15 protein-coding genes and 1 pseudogene are annotated in these 19,254 nt (G+C 33.4%); 4 read left to right on the forward strand and 12 right to left on the reverse strand.

Annotation, left to right across the window (positions count from 1 at the left end):
- Window positions 1-248: 248 nt before the first annotated feature.
- The 7 genes from desA to LQ598_RS04815 form a co-directional block, all read right to left on the reverse strand.
- On the reverse strand, window positions 249-1,226 hold the full coding sequence (desA, locus tag LQ598_RS04785) for a Delta(5) desaturase DesA (protein WP_213017707.1): 978 nt from the start codon (window positions 1,224-1,226) through the stop codon (window positions 249-251).
- A 415-nt stretch (window positions 1,227-1,641) separates the two neighbouring features.
- Window positions 1,642-2,718: a M42 family metallopeptidase gene (locus tag LQ598_RS04790; RefSeq protein WP_107537204.1), complete on the reverse strand. Its 1,077-nt coding sequence runs from the start codon at window positions 2,716-2,718 to the stop codon at window positions 1,642-1,644.
- A gap of 350 nt (window positions 2,719-3,068) precedes the next feature.
- Window positions 3,069-3,794 carry a GTP pyrophosphokinase gene (locus LQ598_RS04795; protein WP_103322877.1) on the reverse strand — a complete coding sequence of 242 codons (726 nt, stop codon included), beginning with the start codon at window positions 3,792-3,794 and terminating at the stop codon, window positions 3,069-3,071.
- A gap of 122 nt (window positions 3,795-3,916) precedes the next feature.
- Complete coding sequence (locus LQ598_RS04800) at window positions 3,917-5,395, reverse strand: tripartite tricarboxylate transporter permease (RefSeq protein WP_239745326.1); 1,479 nt, start codon at window positions 5,393-5,395, stop codon at window positions 3,917-3,919.
- 18 nt (window positions 5,396-5,413) lie between these two features.
- Complete coding sequence (locus LQ598_RS04805; RefSeq protein WP_107537342.1) at window positions 5,414-5,899, reverse strand: tripartite tricarboxylate transporter TctB family protein; 486 nt, start codon at window positions 5,897-5,899, stop codon at window positions 5,414-5,416.
- Between the two features lie 22 nt (window positions 5,900-5,921).
- Entirely contained in the window at window positions 5,922-6,923 is a 1,002-nt protein-coding gene (locus tag LQ598_RS04810) for a Bug family tripartite tricarboxylate transporter substrate binding protein (RefSeq protein ID WP_103322880.1), read from the reverse strand.
- A complete protein-coding gene (locus LQ598_RS04815) occupies window positions 6,916-8,082 on the reverse strand; it encodes a 2-methylaconitate cis-trans isomerase PrpF family protein (RefSeq protein ID WP_239745327.1) in 1,167 nt (388 codons plus the stop codon). Before LQ598_RS04815 ends, LQ598_RS04810 begins: the two co-directional genes overlap by 8 nt.
- 146 nt (window positions 8,083-8,228) lie before the next feature.
- Between LQ598_RS04815 and LQ598_RS04820 the strand changes: the two genes are divergently transcribed.
- The gene (locus tag LQ598_RS04820; protein ID WP_103323397.1) at window positions 8,229-9,098 is read left to right on the forward strand and encodes a LysR family transcriptional regulator; all 870 of its coding nucleotides are present in this window, start codon (window positions 8,229-8,231) and stop codon (window positions 9,096-9,098) included.
- 240 nt (window positions 9,099-9,338) lie between these two features.
- Here LQ598_RS04820 and LQ598_RS04825 read toward each other — a convergent pair whose 3' ends face one another.
- Together LQ598_RS04825 and LQ598_RS04830 are read right to left on the reverse strand one after the other, a co-directional pair.
- The gene (locus LQ598_RS04825; protein WP_016912554.1) at window positions 9,339-10,664 is read right to left on the reverse strand and encodes a 6-phospho-alpha-glucosidase; all 1,326 of its coding nucleotides are present in this window, start codon (window positions 10,662-10,664) and stop codon (window positions 9,339-9,341) included.
- A 24-nt stretch (window positions 10,665-10,688) separates the two neighbouring features.
- Complete coding sequence (locus tag LQ598_RS04830; protein WP_103323399.1) at window positions 10,689-12,263, reverse strand: alpha-glucoside-specific PTS transporter subunit IIBC; 1,575 nt, start codon at window positions 12,261-12,263, stop codon at window positions 10,689-10,691.
- A gap of 153 nt (window positions 12,264-12,416) precedes the next feature.
- Here LQ598_RS04830 and LQ598_RS04835 point away from each other — a divergent pair, with 153 nt between their 5' ends.
- On the forward strand, window positions 12,417-13,166 hold the full coding sequence (locus tag LQ598_RS04835; RefSeq protein ID WP_016912552.1) for a MurR/RpiR family transcriptional regulator: 750 nt from the start codon (window positions 12,417-12,419) through the stop codon (window positions 13,164-13,166).
- A 50-nt stretch (window positions 13,167-13,216) separates the two neighbouring features.
- Window positions 13,217-14,173: a 2-hydroxyacid dehydrogenase family protein gene (locus LQ598_RS04840; RefSeq protein ID WP_103323400.1), complete on the forward strand. Its 957-nt coding sequence runs from the start codon at window positions 13,217-13,219 to the stop codon at window positions 14,171-14,173.
- A gap of 106 nt (window positions 14,174-14,279) precedes the next feature.
- Here the strand turns inward: LQ598_RS04840 and nagE are convergent, their stop codons facing one another.
- From nagE to LQ598_RS04855, 3 genes are all read right to left on the reverse strand, one after another.
- Window positions 14,280-15,764, reverse strand: coding sequence for an N-acetylglucosamine-specific PTS transporter subunit IIBC (gene nagE / locus LQ598_RS04845; RefSeq protein WP_239745328.1), 1,485 nt, complete (start codon window positions 15,762-15,764; stop codon window positions 14,280-14,282).
- Window positions 15,765-15,969: 205 nt separating this feature from the next.
- The gene (locus tag LQ598_RS04850) at window positions 15,970-16,326 is read right to left on the reverse strand and encodes a zinc ribbon domain-containing protein YjdM (RefSeq protein ID WP_016912549.1); all 357 of its coding nucleotides are present in this window, start codon (window positions 16,324-16,326) and stop codon (window positions 15,970-15,972) included.
- A gap of 92 nt (window positions 16,327-16,418) precedes the next feature.
- Window positions 16,419-17,006 carry a nuclear transport factor 2 family protein gene (locus tag LQ598_RS04855; protein ID WP_239745329.1) on the reverse strand — a complete coding sequence of 196 codons (588 nt, stop codon included), beginning with the start codon at window positions 17,004-17,006 and terminating at the stop codon, window positions 16,419-16,421.
- Window positions 17,007-17,158: 152 nt separating this feature from the next.
- Between LQ598_RS04855 and LQ598_RS04860 the strand changes: the two are divergent.
- A pseudogene (locus LQ598_RS04860) lies at window positions 17,159-19,149 on the forward strand (catalase).
- Window positions 19,150-19,254: the final 105 nt, after the last annotated feature.

The raw sequence follows: 19,254 nt of genomic DNA on the forward strand, positions 1-19,254 counted from the left end.
ACATCGCCCATGTCGTGAGTTTATTCCACAGTTAATCCAAGACATTACCCATGTCGTGAGTTTATTCCCAAGTTAATCCAAGACATCTTTGTACATACTTAAACAATCAAAATTGTACATTATTAAATTTTCGTTTCCAGCCAGTCTTGCAACATTCAGCATATACTTAAAAGAACAAACGAAAAAATATAAAGAAAAAGCATCACTTCGTTACTCAACGAAGTGATGCTTTTTTAGTACCATTTAATTTATGCATGATTTTTATTAAAGCGACGTGTATATTCTTTAAAAGTGATAAAGCATTTATTTTTTTCATCATAAAGTTTATATTTTAAAGATTCTAGACTATCTTTAAGCGTAATTGTCGTTGCATGGTGTAATGGTGGTGTCTTTTCATGTGCTTGTTCTAATTGATAGTTTGGAATTCTTGGGCTTAAATGATGCACATGGTGATAACCAATATTACCAGTCATCCATTGAATGACTTTAGGTAATTTATAATAAGAACTACCTTCTATAGCTGCTTTTACATAATCCCATTCAGATGCTTCTTCAAAATATGCATCTTCAAATGTATGTTGAATGTAAAACAACCATATACCTAACATACCTGCTATAAATAGCATTGGAAGGAATACAAGCATAAATGGCGTTGCGCCTACTAAGAAGAACATGCCGACATAGAATAATAGTAATACAATATTATGAATCCACGTATTACGTTTTTCTTTCGGCTTAGCATCTTTAGCGTTCGTTCTATTTGAAATAAACATCAAGAATATAGGACCTAGTATAAACATCACAAATGGGTGTCTATACATACGATATTTGAACTGAGTAAATTTAGAAGCATCACGATATTCTTCAATCGTCATAACCCAAATATCTCCAATACCACGTTTTTCTAAATTACCACTACTCGTATGGTGAATGATGTGTTCTCTACGCCATTTTTCATAAGGAAAAAATGTCATAAGACCAGTTATATTACCTAACAAATCGTTGTTCTTTTTCTTGCTTAAAAATGATCCATGGCAACAATCATGGAAAATAATAAATGTTCTAATTAAAAATCCCGAAGCTAACACACCACATAACAATGATAATGACCAATGTATTTGATAGCTTAAAAATCCAGCGACTACAAGTGCAACTAACGGAATTAATGTATTTATAATTTGAATTGTACTTTTCTTTAGATTGTTATTTTCAAATGGTTTCACCATTTTCCGAAGCAACTTTTTCTTTTCTTTTTCGATGATTTTTCACTTCCCTTTATTCAATAAATATAGAAAAAGGAAGCACCTGAACGAATCAAATTCTTCCATCTCTATTACTTATAATATAGCATAATGATACACTTTACAAACGATATCCATCAAATAAAAGTGAAATTTAATCACAAAATTTTATTTTATTTTAATAACAATTTGTTACTTGGTCATAATACTTGATGAAAACCTTGTTACAAAAGGATTTCATGCGAAATTTACACTAATATTTTGGGGATTTATTACTTTTTAATGATTGTATTCCAACTCATAATCATTCATCTCTGAATTGTCGTTCTTAGAGCGCTTATTCTTTTTTATAAAAAAAAGGAATTCTTCTGCAAGAATTCCTTCGAACTTTATTTTAAACTTACCACATAATATCTTTTACAGTGTCGTCGTTTAAGGCTTTTACGATTTCAGCTACTAATTTTACTGCATTTAAATAGTCATCTTTGTGCAGGATAGATACGTTTGAGTGCATGTAACGTAATGGCACGCCTATTGAGATTGTTGGTGTACCTTCGTTTGCTACGTGGATACTACCTGCATCTGTACCGCCACCGGTAATGTTATCCCATTGTACATCTATGCCTTTTTCTTTTGCTACGTTTTTAATGAATTTTCTAAATCCTACATGACCAATATTTGTTCCATCCATAAGTAAAACAAGTGGACCTTCACCTAATTTAGTTTCATGATCTTGACCTTTCATGCCTGGTGTATCATATGCGATACCTACGTCTACTGCGATTGATAAGTCTGGTTTAATTTTGTTTGCTGCTACTTTCGCACCACGTAAACCGACTTCTTCTTGTACAGTCGCACCTGAAACTAAATTAATGCCAAGTTCGTCATTATTAAGTTCATTTAATACGTCTACACTTAACGCACAACCAAAGCGGTTATCAAATGCTTTTGCCGTCAAGTAGTTACCATCTCCAAGTTCTTCAAATTCAGAGTAAGGTGTAACCATGTTACCTATTTCAACGCCTAATTTTTCAACCGCTTCTTTATTATCAACACCTAAGTCGATAAACATACTTTTAATGTCTACAGGCTTTTGACGCTCTTCTGGACTTAATACGTGTGGTGGTTTAGAACCAATAATACCTCTTAATTCTTTACCATCATCTGTCGTAACAGTCACTTTTTGAGAAAGCATGACTTGGTTCCACCAGCCACCAATTGGCGTGAATTTAAGGTAACCGTCATCATCGATACGCGTCACCATAAATCCGATTTCGTCTAAATGTCCTGCTATTAAAATTGTTTTAGAACCATTTTTAGCATTCTTTTTCCCGAAAATGCCTCCTAAATTATCTTCTATAATTTCATCACTTATAGGCTCTAGATATTCTCTCATTTTAGATTTAACATTGTATTCAAATCCCGAGATACCATTAATGTCTGTAAGTGTTTTTAGTAATTTTACTGAATCCGCCACTTTAAATCCCCCTTATATATATTCAACACTTTTATAATATCACGCTCTTTTAAAAATGTATCTTAGAAAGGTTTAATTTAATTGATTTTTCAGTATTTTAAAAGAATTGCTTAATTTAACTTATATTACAAAATATTCTCCTAAAATGTGGCAGAATTTTTGCGCCGACTCCTGCGGGAAGAAGGAAGTGGCTGAGACCGAGGCTCAGACCTTCCCCTAGGAAAGCGTGCGCAAAAAAACTGCCAACAAGTTCACTTTAAGTGACTTTGTCGACAGCACTTTTAAAATCATTATAGTGTAGGACATTTATGTCCTAAACGCTTACTATCATTTATATTTATCTATTTTTATCATGACATGCTACCCATCTCATCACGATATATTTCATCATTCATTTCTTGCATTTTTTGTTCCACATTGGTAATTTCAATAGAACATTCTTTTAATTTTTCTTGATATTGTTCAGTTGATACACGTGGATTTTTATATCTTAATTTATGCTCTAAACTTGCCCACATATCCATACCAATTGTACGAATCTGAATTTCGACTGGTATTACTTTCACACGTTCAGCTAAAAATACCGGAATAGATACAACTATATGCAGACTTTTATACCCATTTGATTTCGGGTACTCTATATAATTTTTTCTTTTTAATAACTTCACATCAGCTTGTCTAAGCAATAACTTTTCGATAGTATAAACATCTTCAATATAGTTACAAACCACTCTTATACCAGCAATATCTTGAATATTTTCTTTTGCTGATTCAGCATTTAATGGAAATCCTTTACGTTTTAGCTTTTTAATTAAACTTGGAAATTCTTTAACACGCTTTTCCATATGATGGATAGGATTATGTTTATAAGCAACTTGAAATTCATCATCTAAGATTTTCAATTTGGTACCTATTTCTTCCAGAGCAGCAGCATAATTATGTTGTAACTCTACAAAGTTAAACAACTCTTCTAAAGCTTGTTCCGATGACTGAACATATTCAATTTCACCTAAATTATTCGTAAATTCCTTCTTTAATTCCTCTAAATTGATAGTTGGTTTTCTTTCTATATACATAGATATTCTCCCTTATATTTTTAAATAAAAATATATATTCTCCGCTATTAAGTATATCATTTAGAAGTTTTCTATTAAAGAAAGATGGTATAGTAACTATTTACACACTAAAATCTACTCAATTAAGCCTTTCTTTTCTTCATAAATATTGGTAATACGATGATCAACACACTAATTGTTAAAAGGATTGCTGTGATTGGTGAATGTAATAGTGAGAAATAATCTCCGTTATTAAGTAATAGATGTCTTCTTAATGATGTTTCCATTAATGGTCCTAATACAATACCTAATATTAATGAAGCTATTGAGAAATTAAATACTTTCATTAAGTAGCCTACTACTCCAAATAGAAGCATTATCCAAACATTTAATAAATCATTATTTGTCGCATAAGCGCCTAGTAGTGAAAGAATGATAATAAATGTTGCGATGATACTATAAGGTGCTGTTAGTAATAATGTAAATACTTGTATACCTGCTCTTCCTGCTATTAAAGTCATCACACTCGCAAATAGCATCGCTAGAAATATCGAATATAATAAGATTGGTTGATCTGAAATTAATTGTGGTCCTGGTTGCACACCATGTAGAATAAGTGCCGCTAATATAACGGCAGTTGTTGGACTACCAGGTATACCTAATATAAGTGTCGGTATCATTGAACCACCAGCTGCTGCATTGTTAGCTGTTTCTGGTGCTACTACACCTTCTTCTTTACCTTTACCAAATTGTTCTGGATTTTTATCTGTTTTCATAGCAACACCATAACTTACAAATGATGCTATCGAACCGCCTGTACCTGGTAATATGCCAATCACACTACCGATAACAGCTGATTTTAAAGCAGCCCATTTATATACAAAAAAGTCTTTAAATTTAATTGTGCCTTGAGAAGCATTTGATGATGAATCTAAAGTATTGGTATTCTGATTTGTAATTTGTGAAAATACCTCTCCTAAAGCAAATGCGCCGATCATAATAGGTATATAATCAATTCCGTTCATTAATTCTATCTTATTAAATGTGAACCTATCCGTTGCTGTTAAAGGATCGATTCCTATTGTTGAAATAAAAATTCCAATCAGACCAGATATAATCGCTTTAACCATATTATTAGTACCGAGAGATGAAATAACGGTCATCCCTAAAACGGCTAAAGCAAAATATTCCGAGGAATGTATTTTAAATGCAAGCTGTGATAGTAATGGTGATAGAAAAATCATTAAAAATACAGCGAATACGCCACCAAATGCCGAACTACTTATTGCTAATCCTAATGCCTTTTTAGATTCCCCTTTTTGTGACATTGGATAACCGTCAAAAGTCGTCGCGACTGCTTCTGGCGTTCCTGGTGTGTTAAATAAAATGGCTGTTATCGAACCGCCATAAGCAGATCCTACATAAATTGTTGATAGTAACGCAATTGCTGGTATGACATCTAAAAAATATGTGAATGGTAGTACTAATACGATTGCCATTGAAGAGCCTATACCTGGTAATGCCCCTAAAAATATACCTACTACTAGCCCTAAAATAATCAACATTAACGTTGTAGGTTCTAATATAGTTAAAAAAGAATCTTTTAAGATTGTTATGTTCATTTTTCACACCTCCGTTATTTAATATAGGAAACTACTAATTTCAGAAAAGAAGCCAAATCCTCTTGGCAAAGGTATATTCAATACATTTCCAAAAAGTACTGTAAACAGTATTGGTATACCGATGGAAAAACTGATGATTGAAACTTTGTTTTTTGCTCCTAAAAGTATTAATAATAATGGTGTCAAAAATAAACAAGATAAGAAAAATCCTATTTTATTGATAACTAAAATAAATATAGTTATGGAAATTGTTAAGCACATGATAATTAATAAAGATTTATTAAATAGTGATGTCTGTTTAATTTCCTTTTTATTTTGCTTATATTTAACGATTTCTTTAACTAATGTATAGAAAAGCAGTAACACAAGGAAAAATAAAGCGAAAGTCGGTATTCCAGAAGGACCTATCGGATCAACCTCTCTTAAATTTTCCATGTTTATTGAATTAATTAGAAAGTACAAAAATACAATAAATAATATGAAGCTAAATATGATACTCCCCATGAATATCCCCCTCTGTTCTCAATTATTTGATATCTAAATCTTCTGCAATTTCATCAAACTTTTCATATTCTTTATTTAATTTTTTACCAAATTCATCTGGTCCAAGGTATCCTTCACCTATGTCTACTAAATTATCAGATGCATACTTTTTATACTCTTCAGTTTCATATGCGTCTTTTATTTTTTTGTTTAAGTCCTTCTTAACATCTTCTGGCACGCCTTTTTTAACAACGAATCCTCTCCAAGATCCTATATCAACATCTAACCCTTTTTCTTTTGTTGTCGGTACACTTTCAAATTCAGGTATCTCATCAATTCTTTCATCATTAAAAATAACGAGCGGTCTCACTTTTTTAGATTTAGCATAATCTACAACATTTACTACTTTGTCCAGGTATACATCTACTTCACCACCAAGTGCGGCAGCTTTGACTTCTGATCCTGAAGTATACGGTGTAAACCTCATATCTATACCTGCTTTTTTTGAAAAGTCGTTTGTTGCAAAGTCATCTAATCCTGTTGAACCTGCTCCACCGACTGTGATTTTATCTTTTTTACCTTTTTCAATTAAATCATCATAATTTTTTATAGGGCTGTCTTGCGAAACTGACAATACATAAATATCACTTTGAATTTGTGCGAGCGGTTCAAAATCATCTAAAAGTTTCACTTCTTTACTTTTATTTAAGTTATCAGAAATGACTTGTGACGGTGTAATTTCTAAAATGTTGTACCCATCATTATTTTGTTGATACGTGTGTAACATGCCTATTAAGCCGCCGCTACCATCTTTATTAACTGGCTGAAAATTAGCATTTGAATTTTTATTTAACACTTGAGAATATTGTCTTACAAAAGAATCACTTGCACTTCCCTCTCCAAATGGTATGACAATATTAATCGTTTTTTTAGGGAAATTATCGACTTCATTCTTTTCGTCTTTGCTTTTCGTATCACCTTTAGCACTACAACTTGCTAATAATAACGTTAATACAATTAAGATTATCGACTTCTTTTTACCCATGTTCTCCCTCCTTATCTATTAAATATTTAGGAACGACAGCAGTGCCTTCCATAATTCTTCTAGCTGTACGTCCTGTGCCACCTTTTAATAACTTGTAATCGCTTTCATTTTTCTGTAAAAAAACTTCTGCTGAAATTGTTCCATTTGGATGTCCAATATTGATGCTATTACCAGTGGTACTTTCACAAACTAAATGTGGGATTGTACCAGGTATTTGGCATGCAGTTGCTAAACAAATCGAACCACTCACAGCAAATGCTGGATGTAACTTACCCATAGAAATGTATCTGCCTATAATATTGTTATTTTCTTTTTTATTGATTATACCTAGTTCCGTCTTATAATCTTTAGGCGGACTCACTAATGTTATTTTAGGTAATGCTTCTAATTCTGGATTGATTTTTTCATACTTGTTAAATATACCTAATAAAATACCAACTTCAACGCGTAATTTTTCAATTTCTTTAGAAACATCCGGTTTATCAATCGTTTGTGACAACTCATAGCCTTCGAGTGAAAAATCACTTGCTTGTACAAAAGCGACTATGTTACCAGTATCTAAAATACTTACTTCAAATGTTTTTTCATCAACATGAATTTCATCTATTACATTGCCCGTCGGAAAAAGTCTACCCGTAAATGCACCTGCTGGATTCATAAAACTCACTGTTATTTTTGCTCCAGTGCCTTCTACACCTGATATAGAAAAATCACCTTTGTTTTCAATGTTTCCATCTTTTATAGGAATCAAGACTTCCATTATTTTGTTCGTATTCGTATTTAATATTTTAACTTTTGTTTCACCTTCGACTCTTGGGACTAAACCTTCTTCAACTGCATATAGTCCTACTGCTGATGCCATGTTTCCACATGTCACATTGTAATCAATGCTCTTCTTATTTACACCAACTTGTCCAAACGTATAGTAAATATCACTTTCATTTGTACTTGATATCCCCACGATTGCGACTTTGCTCGTAACAGAAGTTCCGCCACCTATACCATCAATTTGGCCATTTGGAGAGCTGCCATAAATTTTTAAAATAACTCTTTCTCTCGCTTCATGATCTAGGGGTAAATCACTATCTTTAAAAACTAGACCCCTACTTGTTCCCCCTCTCATTAACACGCAAGGAACTCTTAAACTTTTTATATCCACGTTATGACCCCCCTAAAATTTATTGAAATATTCAGTTAACTTATTTAAAGTATATAAGTGGATAGTCGATAAATAAAATATTACTTTTTTATGTTTGAGCATAAAAAATTTTTATGGCAAATTTAAAAGAATGAGGAGAAATTCATATGGATAGCATGGATTGGGAGATATTAAGAGCATTATTTAAATATAAAAACATTACGCAAACAAGTAAAATTTTGAGAATATCACAACCAGCAGTAACTTATAGAATCAATAAGCTTGAAGAAGAATTTAACGTGGATATTATTAATAGAAATCAAAAAGGCGTAGTCTTTACTTCACCAGGAGAAATCATCGTAAAATATGCGCTCTCAATGATAAAAGATAGTCAAAAACTAAAAGAAGAATTAATCAACCAAGAAAACAAAGTACAAGGTACATTGAGATTAAGCGCGTCTAGTATTTTTTCAAGATATCAATTACCTAAAATATTATCAGAATTCAGTCAAAAATATCCTTTAGTAGAATTTGATGTCAACACCGGTTGGAGTGAAGAAGTATTTAAGTCAGTCCATAACGATTACTCGCAAGTCGGCATTTTAAGAGGTGATTATAGCTTTTCATCAGAAAAAATAAGACTTATGACAGAAAAAATTTATATCGTATCTAAACATCCAATATCGATAGATGACTTACCACATTTACCAAGAATTTATTATAATACTGACACTTCACTAAATAAATTGATCGACGATTGGTGGATAGGAAGATTTGTAGAACCATCATCAATTGCAATAAAAGTAGACAATATGGAAACAAGTAAAGAATTCGTACAACACGGCTTAGGATTTTCTATTTTGCCAGATATATTACTCAAAAATAATCAAGACTTACATAAAATACCTTGCCTAGATCAAAATGGAAATGCCATGATCAGAAATACCGATATGATATTAAAAGAACAATACTTATCAAATAACGTCGTTAGAGCATTTTATAATTTTATGAAAGAGAGAAAATTAGAATTCGATTGATTTAATATATATGGTGTAGGAGAGGTGTCGGGGGCAGGATTGGTTGGGATGGGTGATGGTATTGGACATCGAATTTGAAGTAATTCTTGGATTAACTTCGGACTTAACTCACGACTTCACTCATTTTTTATAAAACGTCCTAATTTCATCTAAATTAATCTCATCTCCTCAATTATTCCATGCCATCTTACTCAAACTCATCAAAAAAGGAACCTGATCTTTGTCAGGTTCCTTTTCCTACTACTTCAGCTCTGGCCAATAGTCTTTATTAGCTTCTATTAGATCATCTAGTATGTTTTTTGCGACGGATGCGCTTGGTACTGTTCGAGATAGTGTAAGTGCTTGCCATAATTTCTGGTAAGATTGTTCTTCATAAGCTTCGACGGTTAATTTTTCTACGCCTACTTGTTGTTCCATTAAGCTTTTTTGGAATCTTGGTATTTCTCCTACTGATAATGGCTCCGGTCCTTCACTACCGACTAAACATGGTATTTCAACCATTGCTGTTGGTTCAAAGTTTGAAATTGCGCCTTTATTTTCAACGATCATTAACATTCTTTCTTTCGTATTGAATGCGATTGCTCTTGCTAAGTCTACGATATAAGAAGCGTGCTCATCTATTGTGAGCTCAGTTCCTTCTGCAGTGCCTTTATCGATAATGTTTTGGCATTCTCCAAATACGAACTTTTCTCTTCCTGCCATGACTTCATTTGCTCTTGTGTAATCTTTGTTTGAATGTTCTACTACATAGTCTGGGAAGAAGTAGTATTTTAAATATGTGTTAGGCAATGTATGTTTATCTAATGCTTGGACGTCGCGCGCTTTTTTAAATGTATCGTTCCAGCTTGCTTCTTGTTCCATATCACTACCTGTATCCGTTGAATATCCAAATTTCTCTACGTGTTGAATGATGCTTGGCATTAAATCTTTACCTGATTTGTCTCTAATATCTGTCCACCAACCAAAATGATTTAATCCGTAATATTTAACGACCATTTCTTTTCTAGATTTTAAGCCAATATTTGTAGCCATTAGTTCTTCTATTCCTATTGGCATATCACAAATATTTAATATTCTTGAATTTGGTCTTAACTTTCTAGTTGCTTCTGCTACTATTGCAGCTGGATTTGAATAGTTTAACATCCATGCTTGAGGAGAATATTTTTCCATATAATCAACGATTTCAAGTACACCTGTTATTGAGCGCATACCATATGACAAACCGCCTGGCCCACACGTTTCTTGACCAACAACACCATGTTTTAAAGGAATCTTTTCATCTTGTTCTCGCATTGCATATTTACCGACACGGATATGTGCCATTACAAAATCTACATTTTCAAAAGCTGTTTTTGGATCTGTACTTGCTTGTAATTTAACGCCTGGCGCTCTTTCATTTAAAAGTATTTCACAAGCATCTGCTATAGTTTGTTGTCGCTCTTTATCATTATCATATAATTTAATGGTACCAATTGGAAAATCTTCTAAATGATCTAATAACATTAATATAATCCCTGGTGTAAACGTACTTCCGCCACCTGCTATTGTAATATTAAATTTCTTCATTATTCATAACCTCCATATATTTGTTTAAATCATTGTTTCAAAAGAATCTCTTACTTGTGGAACACTAAGTCCAACGATAACTTGTACATTCGTACCACTTTTCGCTACACCGTGTGCCATTTGATTATGTGTAAAGTAATCATTATCTTTTACTAAGTTTGCATCATAGACTGTTACTCTTAATCTAGTCGCACAGTTTGTCACATCTTTAATGTTGTCTTTACCACCTAAACCTTCTAAGTAATAAATCGCTTTCGTATCATATTCAGATGCATTGGCATCAAGTTGCGTATCTGCATGATCTTTAGATTTATAATCTTCTTTTGTATAAAGTTTGGCATCACCATTATCTGGAATGCGTCCTGGTAATGGCACATTGAACTTCTCTATAATAATTTTGAAGACGAAGAAGTAAATGCCGACAAAGATGATTCCAATAATGAACTGAGCTATATACGTACTTCCATGATTAGAGAACAATGGAATCCAGTTGATTGCTGCGAGTTCTATTGCACCGCCTCCTTGAATACCTACTACGCCAAAGAGATACATGATTGTTACCATCGTTGCGCCTAATAAAGCATGAATTAAGAATAAATATGGTGCTATGAATAAGAACGTGAATTCTAATGGTTCAGTAATGCCAGCAAAAACTGCTGTTAAACCTGCTGGTAATACAAGTGCTAATACTTTTTTCTTATTTTCTTTAGGTGTTGAAGCATACATTGCTAATGCGATACCTAAACAACCGAACATTTTAATGTTACCTTGTAACAAGAATCCATAAGGGTACAATTCTTTAAGTGATTTAGTAGAATTCGAGAAATCCGTTAAATGCTCAATCCAGTATGGTTTTAAACCGCCATTTACAACAGCTGGTCCATATTCAAACGGTGTATAAATGAAATGATGTAAACCAGTTGGTATAAGAATTCGTTCTAAGAAATGGAATAACCAAACCCCTACAAACCCTGAATGCAACATCACACCTTGTAACGATGCAATGCCAGTTTGAATTGTTGGCCAAACCGCGCAAACGATAAATGCAATTGGGATCATCACAAAGAATCCGATGATCACTACGTATGGTAACCCTTGGAAAATACCAACCATTTCAGGAAGCTTTTTATCATAGAAACGGTTATGTATCCAAATAACAATAGCTGATATGAAAATCGCACCGATAATACTTGTATCTAACGTTTCAATTCCAGCTATTTCTTTAACACCCGTTAAGTTCTCGATACCTTTTGATAAATCTACGCCAAAAGTTTTTGGCCAAAGTGTCAATATAGCATTGATAAAATTGTTAAATACTAAATAAATCATTAAGGCAGCTAACGTTGCTCTACCTTGTGCTTTTTTAGCAAGAGAAATTGGTAAGCCAATAACAAACGCTAATTCCATATGGTCGAATATCGTCCAACCACCAGCTTCAATTAAGCTCCAAATTTTAAACCACATTGTGCCTTCATTTGCTATGTCGCCCATTATATTCGGATTTTTAAATAACGTTGCAAAACCTACAACAATACCAAAAAATGCGAACAGCAGAACTGGAACAATCATGGCACTACCAAATCGTTTAATTGCATTCATATTCTAACCCCTTTTCAACATCGATTTAACTCCACTCTAAAGGAAACGCTTACATTAACCAATAGGTTTGACATAAATAGAAATGACATAGTAAACTTAGATTATATTTTCATAACATGAAAATCTTTTCACTATGAATAATGGAGGGTTATAATGATATTGGATAAACTGATTAATGAGCATTATCAACGACTTAACGATAATGATATACATATAATACAAATGATTAATCAAAATATTCATCTGATTCATCGCTTAAAAATTCAAGAAATAGCTGATATTTCACACACTTCTATCTCTTCTATCCACCGTCTAGCCCGCAAGCTCGGATTTGATGGTTATAGTGACTTTAAAGCTTACATTAAATTAAACAGACAAGTTTCTAAGCCTTCTACTGATATTATTGAAAGTTTAGAACAAGATTTACAACAAACATTGAAACACTTAAAAATGATTGATTATGATTATATAAGTGAACAAATAGATAACTCTCCATACATTTATATATATGGAACCGGCGTTGCACAATTAAACGTCGCGAGAGATGCACAACGACACTTCCTTTCTATAAATAAAAGAGTAATGGTCATAAACGATGAAAGTGAACTTAAAATTTCAATGAATCAAATGAAAGAAGACGATTTAATCTTCATCATTTCTTTATCAGGAGAAACACCTCATCTTAAAGAAAATATTGAAATTATGCATACTCGCAACATAAGTTATATTTCAATTACAACGTTAAAAGATAACTACTTAGCTCAAAATGCACGTTATAATATATACGTAAACAGTTCACCTATAGAACTGTTCAACCAAATATCATATTCAAGTTTTTTACCTTATCACATTGCTTTCGAAGTCATCGTGCGCAAATTCAGTGAATGGAAACTTTCACACTAGGTAAAGCTACAATAAATATATTTTTATTAAGAATTATAGGAGGTTACATTATGAAAAAAGTATTCATAACAGGAGAAATACCAACTGAAGGCTTAAATTTATTAAAGGAACATTTTGAAGTTGATGTCTTTGAAGGGGAGAAGTTAATCACGAAAGAAATATTACTTCAAAAAGTAAACGATGTAGATGCTATCATCAGTCCACTATCTACAAATATAGATAAAGAAATTATCGATCAAGCCCCTAACTTAAAAATTATCGCGAACTATGGCGCTGGATTTAATAATATAGATATTAAATATGCTAGAGAAAAAGGTATTGATGTGACAAATACGCCAAAAGCATCAACTAACGCAACAGCAGATTTAACAATTGGCATATTGCTCGCTGCTTCTAGAAGAATCGCAGAAGGAGATAAACTATGTAGAACGACTGGTTTCAATGGATGGGCACCGTTATTCTTTAGAGGTAGGGAAGTCTCCGGTAAGACTGTCGGCATAGTTGGTCTAGGTGAAATAGGTTCAGCAGTAGCAAGACGTGCCAAAGGATTTGATATGAACATCCTATACACAGGGCCAAACAGAAAGCCAGAACAAGAAGCTTCTTTAGGGGCTACTTATGTCAGTCTAGATGAGATGTTAGCACAAGCAGATTTCATTACAATCAATGCTGCATACTCAGATGCGTTACACCATTTATTCGATAAAGACGCTTTTGAAAAAATGAAAGAAACTGCATATATTATCAATGCATCACGCGGACCAATCGTAGACGAAAATGCATTAGTAGAAGCATTAAAAGCAAACACTATCGAAGGCGCAGCATTAGACGTATTTGAATTCGAGCCGAAAATAACAGAAGCACTCAAATCAATGGATAACGTTGTACTTACACCACATATCGGTAACGCAACATTTGAAGCTAGAGATGAAATGGCAAGAATCGTAGCACACAATACCATTAAAAAACTACAAGGAGATCAACCAGACTTTGTAGTGAATGCATAAGCAACATAAAAAAAGCTCAGCCCCTTTTCTTTCGGGCTGAGCTTCTTTGATAACAATTGAATCGTTCCCCTTTATCATTCAATCGTTTCATATTAGAAAGCACAATCTATTTATTTTGTTGCATTTGCATGAGTTCATCAGCTGTAAATTGGACGTCTGTTCCTATAATTATTTGGATGTTTTTATCACTGATTACTTTATTTCCTAATGCGCCTGATTGTTTAATTTTTTCTTGATCAACTATACCTGTATCTTTTAAAGTTAAACGCAATCTCGTAGCACAATGATCAATCACTTCGATATTGTCATTACCGCCAATAGCTTCGTAAATAAGTTTTGTCTTATAAGAAACTTTTTCGTCACTATTACCCGTTGTTTGACCATCACTGTCTTCTTCAAGGCTAGGATCTTGTTTAACTGCTTCTTCCATCAATCCATCTCTACCTGGTGTCTTTAAGTTGAATTTACGTATAGCAAAATCAAATATTACGAAGTACACAACAGCCATTACGAGACCAAGCAGCAATAACATGAATGGTTTATTGGCAATTGGAATACTTAAGCTTAGTAAGTAATCAATTAAACCGGCACTAAATGTAAACCCTGCTGTCCATTGGAATGTTGCTGCTATGAACAGTGACACACCTGTAAGTACAGCGTGTATACCAAATAACATTGGTGCTGCTACTAAGAATGAAAATTCTAATGGTTCAGTAATACCCGTAACGAATGAAGCGATAGCCGCTGTTACCATTAAAGAACCTACGACTTTTTTATTGCGTTTTTCAGCATTTTTCCAAATTGCTAATGCTGCTGCTGGTAAACCGAACATCATAATTGGGAATAAACCAGCTTGATAACGACCTGTTATACCTTTTTCCCCATTGCTAGACCAGAAGTTAGCAATATCATTAATGCCCGCGATATCAAACCAGAATACTTGGTTTAATGCATGATGTAAGCCGAATGGTAATAATAAACGGTTAAAGAAACCGTATAAACCTGCACCTAATGGACCAAGTTTAGAAATCATTTCACCAAATGTAACTAATCCATTATAGACCGGTGGCCATATAAACATAAGTGCGATTGAAATAACCAACATAGCCGCAGCTGATAATATTGGTACTAAACGTTTACCACTAAAGAAAGCAAACGCTGTTGGTAATTTCGTATCTTTAAATCTATTGTAAATTGCTGCTGTTACTAATCCACAAATAATCCCGATAAACACATTACTTATACCTGTGAATGCCAAATCTACTTTATCTTCAGCAACGTGTAGAACTTTCGCCATTGATTCTGGCTTTAAAACTTCTGTGACAACTAAAAATGATACAAGTCCACTAAGTGCAGCTGCACCATTTTTATCTTTAGACATACCAAAAGCTAACCCGACTGCGAACAGAATTGGTAAATTATTAATAACTGCTAATCCACCATTTGCTAAGAAGTTAGCAACACTGTTTCCTTCCCCGTTAATTGCGCCAGAATCGATAAAAGACGCAATACCTAACAATAACCCTGCAACCGGTAAAATTGAAATCGGTAGCATTAGAGACTGTGCAAATTTTTGCATATAAGCCTTCATATTTTTCTCCCCTTATATAGTTGTTAAAAACGGAATCTCTATACCATGTTTACCACAAAATTCATTATATGTACATAATATATTAATTTTCCAAAAAATTTAAAAACTCAATCTTTTATTATTATTTTGAACATTTTACATGTTGAAAAATCCATAAAAAAACAAACCATTGGATGCTATCCAACGGTTTGTCAGGTTATATGCCTTATTTATTTATTTTTTTAACTACAGATGATTTCAATCCAATTTGACCAAATCCTGGTATTTTACAATCGATATCGTGACCGTCTTCAGGGTCTACTAATTTAATACCTTTTACTTTAGTACCTTGTTTGATTGCATTAGAAGATCCTTTTACTTTTAAATCTTTGACTACTGTAACAGTATCTCCATCATTTAATTCAACACCGTTTACATCTTTAATTACTGTATTATCGGCATTTGCTGTTTCTTCTCCATTAGCTGTCCATTCGTAGTTACACATTGGACAAATGTATGATACACCATCTTCATAAGTGTATTCTGAATCACATTTAGGGCAATTTGGTAATGTAGCTTCCATTTTTCAACCTCCGAGAGTTTATAATAACCTATATAATTTACCATAATTTCACTAATATAGGTAATGTTTCTACCATTATATTTCAAATAATATTAAGGTCTCATCACAATATAAGAAGTGGCTTTTTTAATTTTGGCGTCTTTTTTATGATTTTCAAATTCATACATCTCAGCAAAATGTATTTCTTCGCCTGAATGACTGATGATTGTTCCATGTGTAGAAGCTTCTTTGCCATGTGTGAGCATAGATTTTATTTCAAGACTCGATACTTTTTGTAAGTGTTCTTTAACTTCATCTATAAAGGCCTCTTTACCGTTCAATTCAAATTCTCCTGGGACATTCCATACAACATCATCCGTTAACCAATTACTAAGATATTTTTCATCTCCTATAGTTGATGCAATTACAAAATCTCGTACTATCCTTCTTTTAGGTGCATTATCACATTTTAAATCACCGAGTACGGTAAACTTTAAATGACGTAAATCATCATCCAATTTACTAAATGACAATCCTTCATCTTCCAAAGACTTTTTCAAAATACTTATCGCTTTTGGTCCTAGACCATGTAATTTCGACAAATTGTGTTCATCTAGTTTCGATACTTGCTCTAAAGTTGTCACGTTGATGTTGTTTAACGCGTTCGTAGCAGGCTGTCCAATTTTCGGTAAATGTGTCATATTGGTACACCTCCTTTTATGAAATGTCTTTACATTTAAAGCTCATTAATATACTTATACCCAAAATGATTAGTCTATTTCAATCTTTTTCCAAAATGACGTTTCTAATTATCTTTAAAGGGAAAACGTACACTATAATTAGAGGGATGAAATTGAGTAATAAAAAGCAAGATCAATTAAATGACGTGAAAAAGGATAATGACGGTAAAGCATTAACGACGAATAATGGCGTTAAAGTAAGTGAAGATGAAAATACTTTAACTGTTGGAGAACGCGGACCGAGCTTATTAGAAGATTTCCATTTCAGAGAAAAAATCATGCATTTTGATCATGAGCGTATACCTGAACGTATTGTGCATGCAAGAGGTTTTGGTGCACACGGTGAATTTCAAGTTTATGAAGATTTATCAGAATATACATCTGCTGACTTTTTAACTCAACCCAATAAAACGACCCCCGTATTCGTAAGATTTTCAACTGTACAAGGTTCTAAAGGTTCTCCTGACACTGTGAGAGATGTTCGAGGGTTTGCGACGAAATTCTATACAGACGAAGGTATCTTTGACTTAGTTGGAAATGACATTCCCGTATTCTTCATACAAGATGCGATTAAATTCCCAGACTTAATTCATGCAGTTAAACCTGAACCTCACAACGAAATGCCTCAAGGTGGTTCGGCACACGACACATTTTGGGACTTCTTTGCACAAAATCCTGAATCGACTCATACGACAATGTGGGTAATGAGTGATCGTGGTATTCCTAAGAACTTTAGACAAGTCGAAGGGTTTGGTGTTCATACATTCCGACTTGTTAATCGTGAAGGTCAGGCTCACTTTGTAAATTTCATTGGAAACCAGTGCAAGGATTAGAATCACTCGTTTGGGATGAAGCACAAATTTTATCTGGTAAAGATATCGATTTCCACCGCAAAGATTTATATGAATCTATTGAAAAAGGTGATTTCCCAGAATGGGAGTTAGCTCTGCAAATTATTCGACCAGAACAAGAATTCGATTTTGATTTCGACATATTAGATCCAACAAAAATTTGGCCGGAAGATCAAGTACCCGTCCAAAAAGTAGGTAAAATGACGCTGAACAGAAATGTAAGCAACGTATTTGATGAAACTGAACAAGCTGCATTTCACCCTGGACATATCGTACCGGGTATAGATTTTACAAATGATCCTTTATTGCAAGGACGACTGTTCTCATATACCGACACACAAATCTCCAGATTAGGCGGACCAAACTTCAATCAAATACCAGTCAATCGACCGGTAAATGAAGTTCACAATAACCAAAGAGATGCCATGCATCAAATGAATGTTCATAAAGGGCAAGTCGCTTATCATAAGAACGCACTCAACAATAATGACCCACATACAACACCTAAAGAAGAAGGTGGCTATGAACATTACCAGGAAAAAGTAGATGGCCATAAAATTCAAAAAAGAAGTGAAAGCTTTAAAGATTATTATAGCCAACCAAAATTGTATTTAAATAGTCTTAATGAAGACGAATACAATCATATGGTACAAGGCTTTTCTTTCGAGATTGGTATGTGCAAATCTATTATGGTGAAACAAAATGCAGTAAATCAACTAAACAAAGTTGATCGTAAATTAGCTGAAGAAGTGGCACAAAACGTAGGTGTTACAGTACCTGAAACAAATGAGGAAGTGCAATCAGAATCTAAAGATAGTCAACTCACAATGGAAAAATTCAACATCCCATTACCAGGACATTCAGTAGCCGTATTAATAAACGGTGATATTAGCGCTGAAACTTTAAAATCATACGCCAAAGTATTTACAGCAAACAAATTAAATTATGCATTCGTAGGAAAACATCCAAAAAGCATATCAGAAGACTACGGTATAACAGAAACATTTAATACAGCACATCCAACATTATTTGATAGTCTCATCGTATTATCAGACGATAGCGATATTAACCCATCAATAGAAGAATTTGCAGAACTTTCTTATAAACACAACAAACCGTTAGTCTTTAATCAACACGCAGCTGAAAAACTTAAAAATGCCAAACTAGACTTATACGGGTCTGGTGTCTTCATTTCAGACGAACCAGACACAATAGTCAAAGCATTTGAAAGAGCAAGTTATTGGGATAGATAGAATTGATCGATATATAAAGTAAGAAGCAAGCATGTACTTTCAAAATCGTAAAATATAAAGATCTCTTCACTAGGCAATAGCCTAATGAAGAGATCTTTTATTTTG

The organism is Mammaliicoccus sp. F-M27 (assembly GCF_022387115.1).
GTDB lineage: Bacteria > Bacillota > Bacilli > Staphylococcales > Staphylococcaceae > Mammaliicoccus > Mammaliicoccus vitulinus.

What these genes read in the sequence shown, in the direction of transcription:
- desA (WP_213017707.1), bottom strand. Translation starts at nt 1,226, where the DNA reads ATGGTGAAACCATTTGAAAATAACAATCTAAAGAAAAGTACAATTCAA.
- LQ598_RS04795 (WP_103322877.1), bottom strand. Translation starts at nt 3,794, where the DNA reads ATGTATATAGAAAGAAAACCAACTATCAATTTAGAGGAATTAAAGAAG.
- LQ598_RS04800 (WP_239745326.1), bottom strand. Translation starts at nt 5,395, where the DNA reads ATGAACATAACAATCTTAAAAGATTCTTTTTTAACTATATTAGAACCT.
- LQ598_RS04805 (WP_107537342.1), bottom strand. Translation starts at nt 5,899, where the DNA reads ATGGGGAGTATCATATTTAGCTTCATATTATTTATTGTATTTTTGTAC.
- LQ598_RS04810 (WP_103322880.1), bottom strand. Translation starts at nt 6,923, where the DNA reads ATGGGTAAAAAGAAGTCGATAATCTTAATTGTATTAACGTTATTATTA.
- LQ598_RS04820 (WP_103323397.1), top strand. Translation starts at nt 8,229, where the DNA reads ATGGATAGCATGGATTGGGAGATATTAAGAGCATTATTTAAATATAAA.
- LQ598_RS04825 (WP_016912554.1), bottom strand. Translation starts at nt 10,664, where the DNA reads ATGAAGAAATTTAATATTACAATAGCAGGTGGCGGAAGTACGTTTACA.
- LQ598_RS04830 (WP_103323399.1), bottom strand. Translation starts at nt 12,263, where the DNA reads ATGAATGCAATTAAACGATTTGGTAGTGCCATGATTGTTCCAGTTCTG.
- LQ598_RS04835 (WP_016912552.1), top strand. Translation starts at nt 12,417, where the DNA reads ATGATATTGGATAAACTGATTAATGAGCATTATCAACGACTTAACGAT.
- LQ598_RS04840 (WP_103323400.1), top strand. Translation starts at nt 13,217, where the DNA reads ATGAAAAAAGTATTCATAACAGGAGAAATACCAACTGAAGGCTTAAAT.
- nagE (WP_239745328.1), bottom strand. Translation starts at nt 15,764, where the DNA reads ATGAAGGCTTATATGCAAAAATTTGCACAGTCTCTAATGCTACCGATT.
- LQ598_RS04850 (WP_016912549.1), bottom strand. Translation starts at nt 16,326, where the DNA reads ATGGAAGCTACATTACCAAATTGCCCTAAATGTGATTCAGAATACACT.
- LQ598_RS04855 (WP_239745329.1), bottom strand. Translation starts at nt 17,006, where the DNA reads ATGACACATTTACCGAAAATTGGACAGCCTGCTACGAACGCGTTAAAC.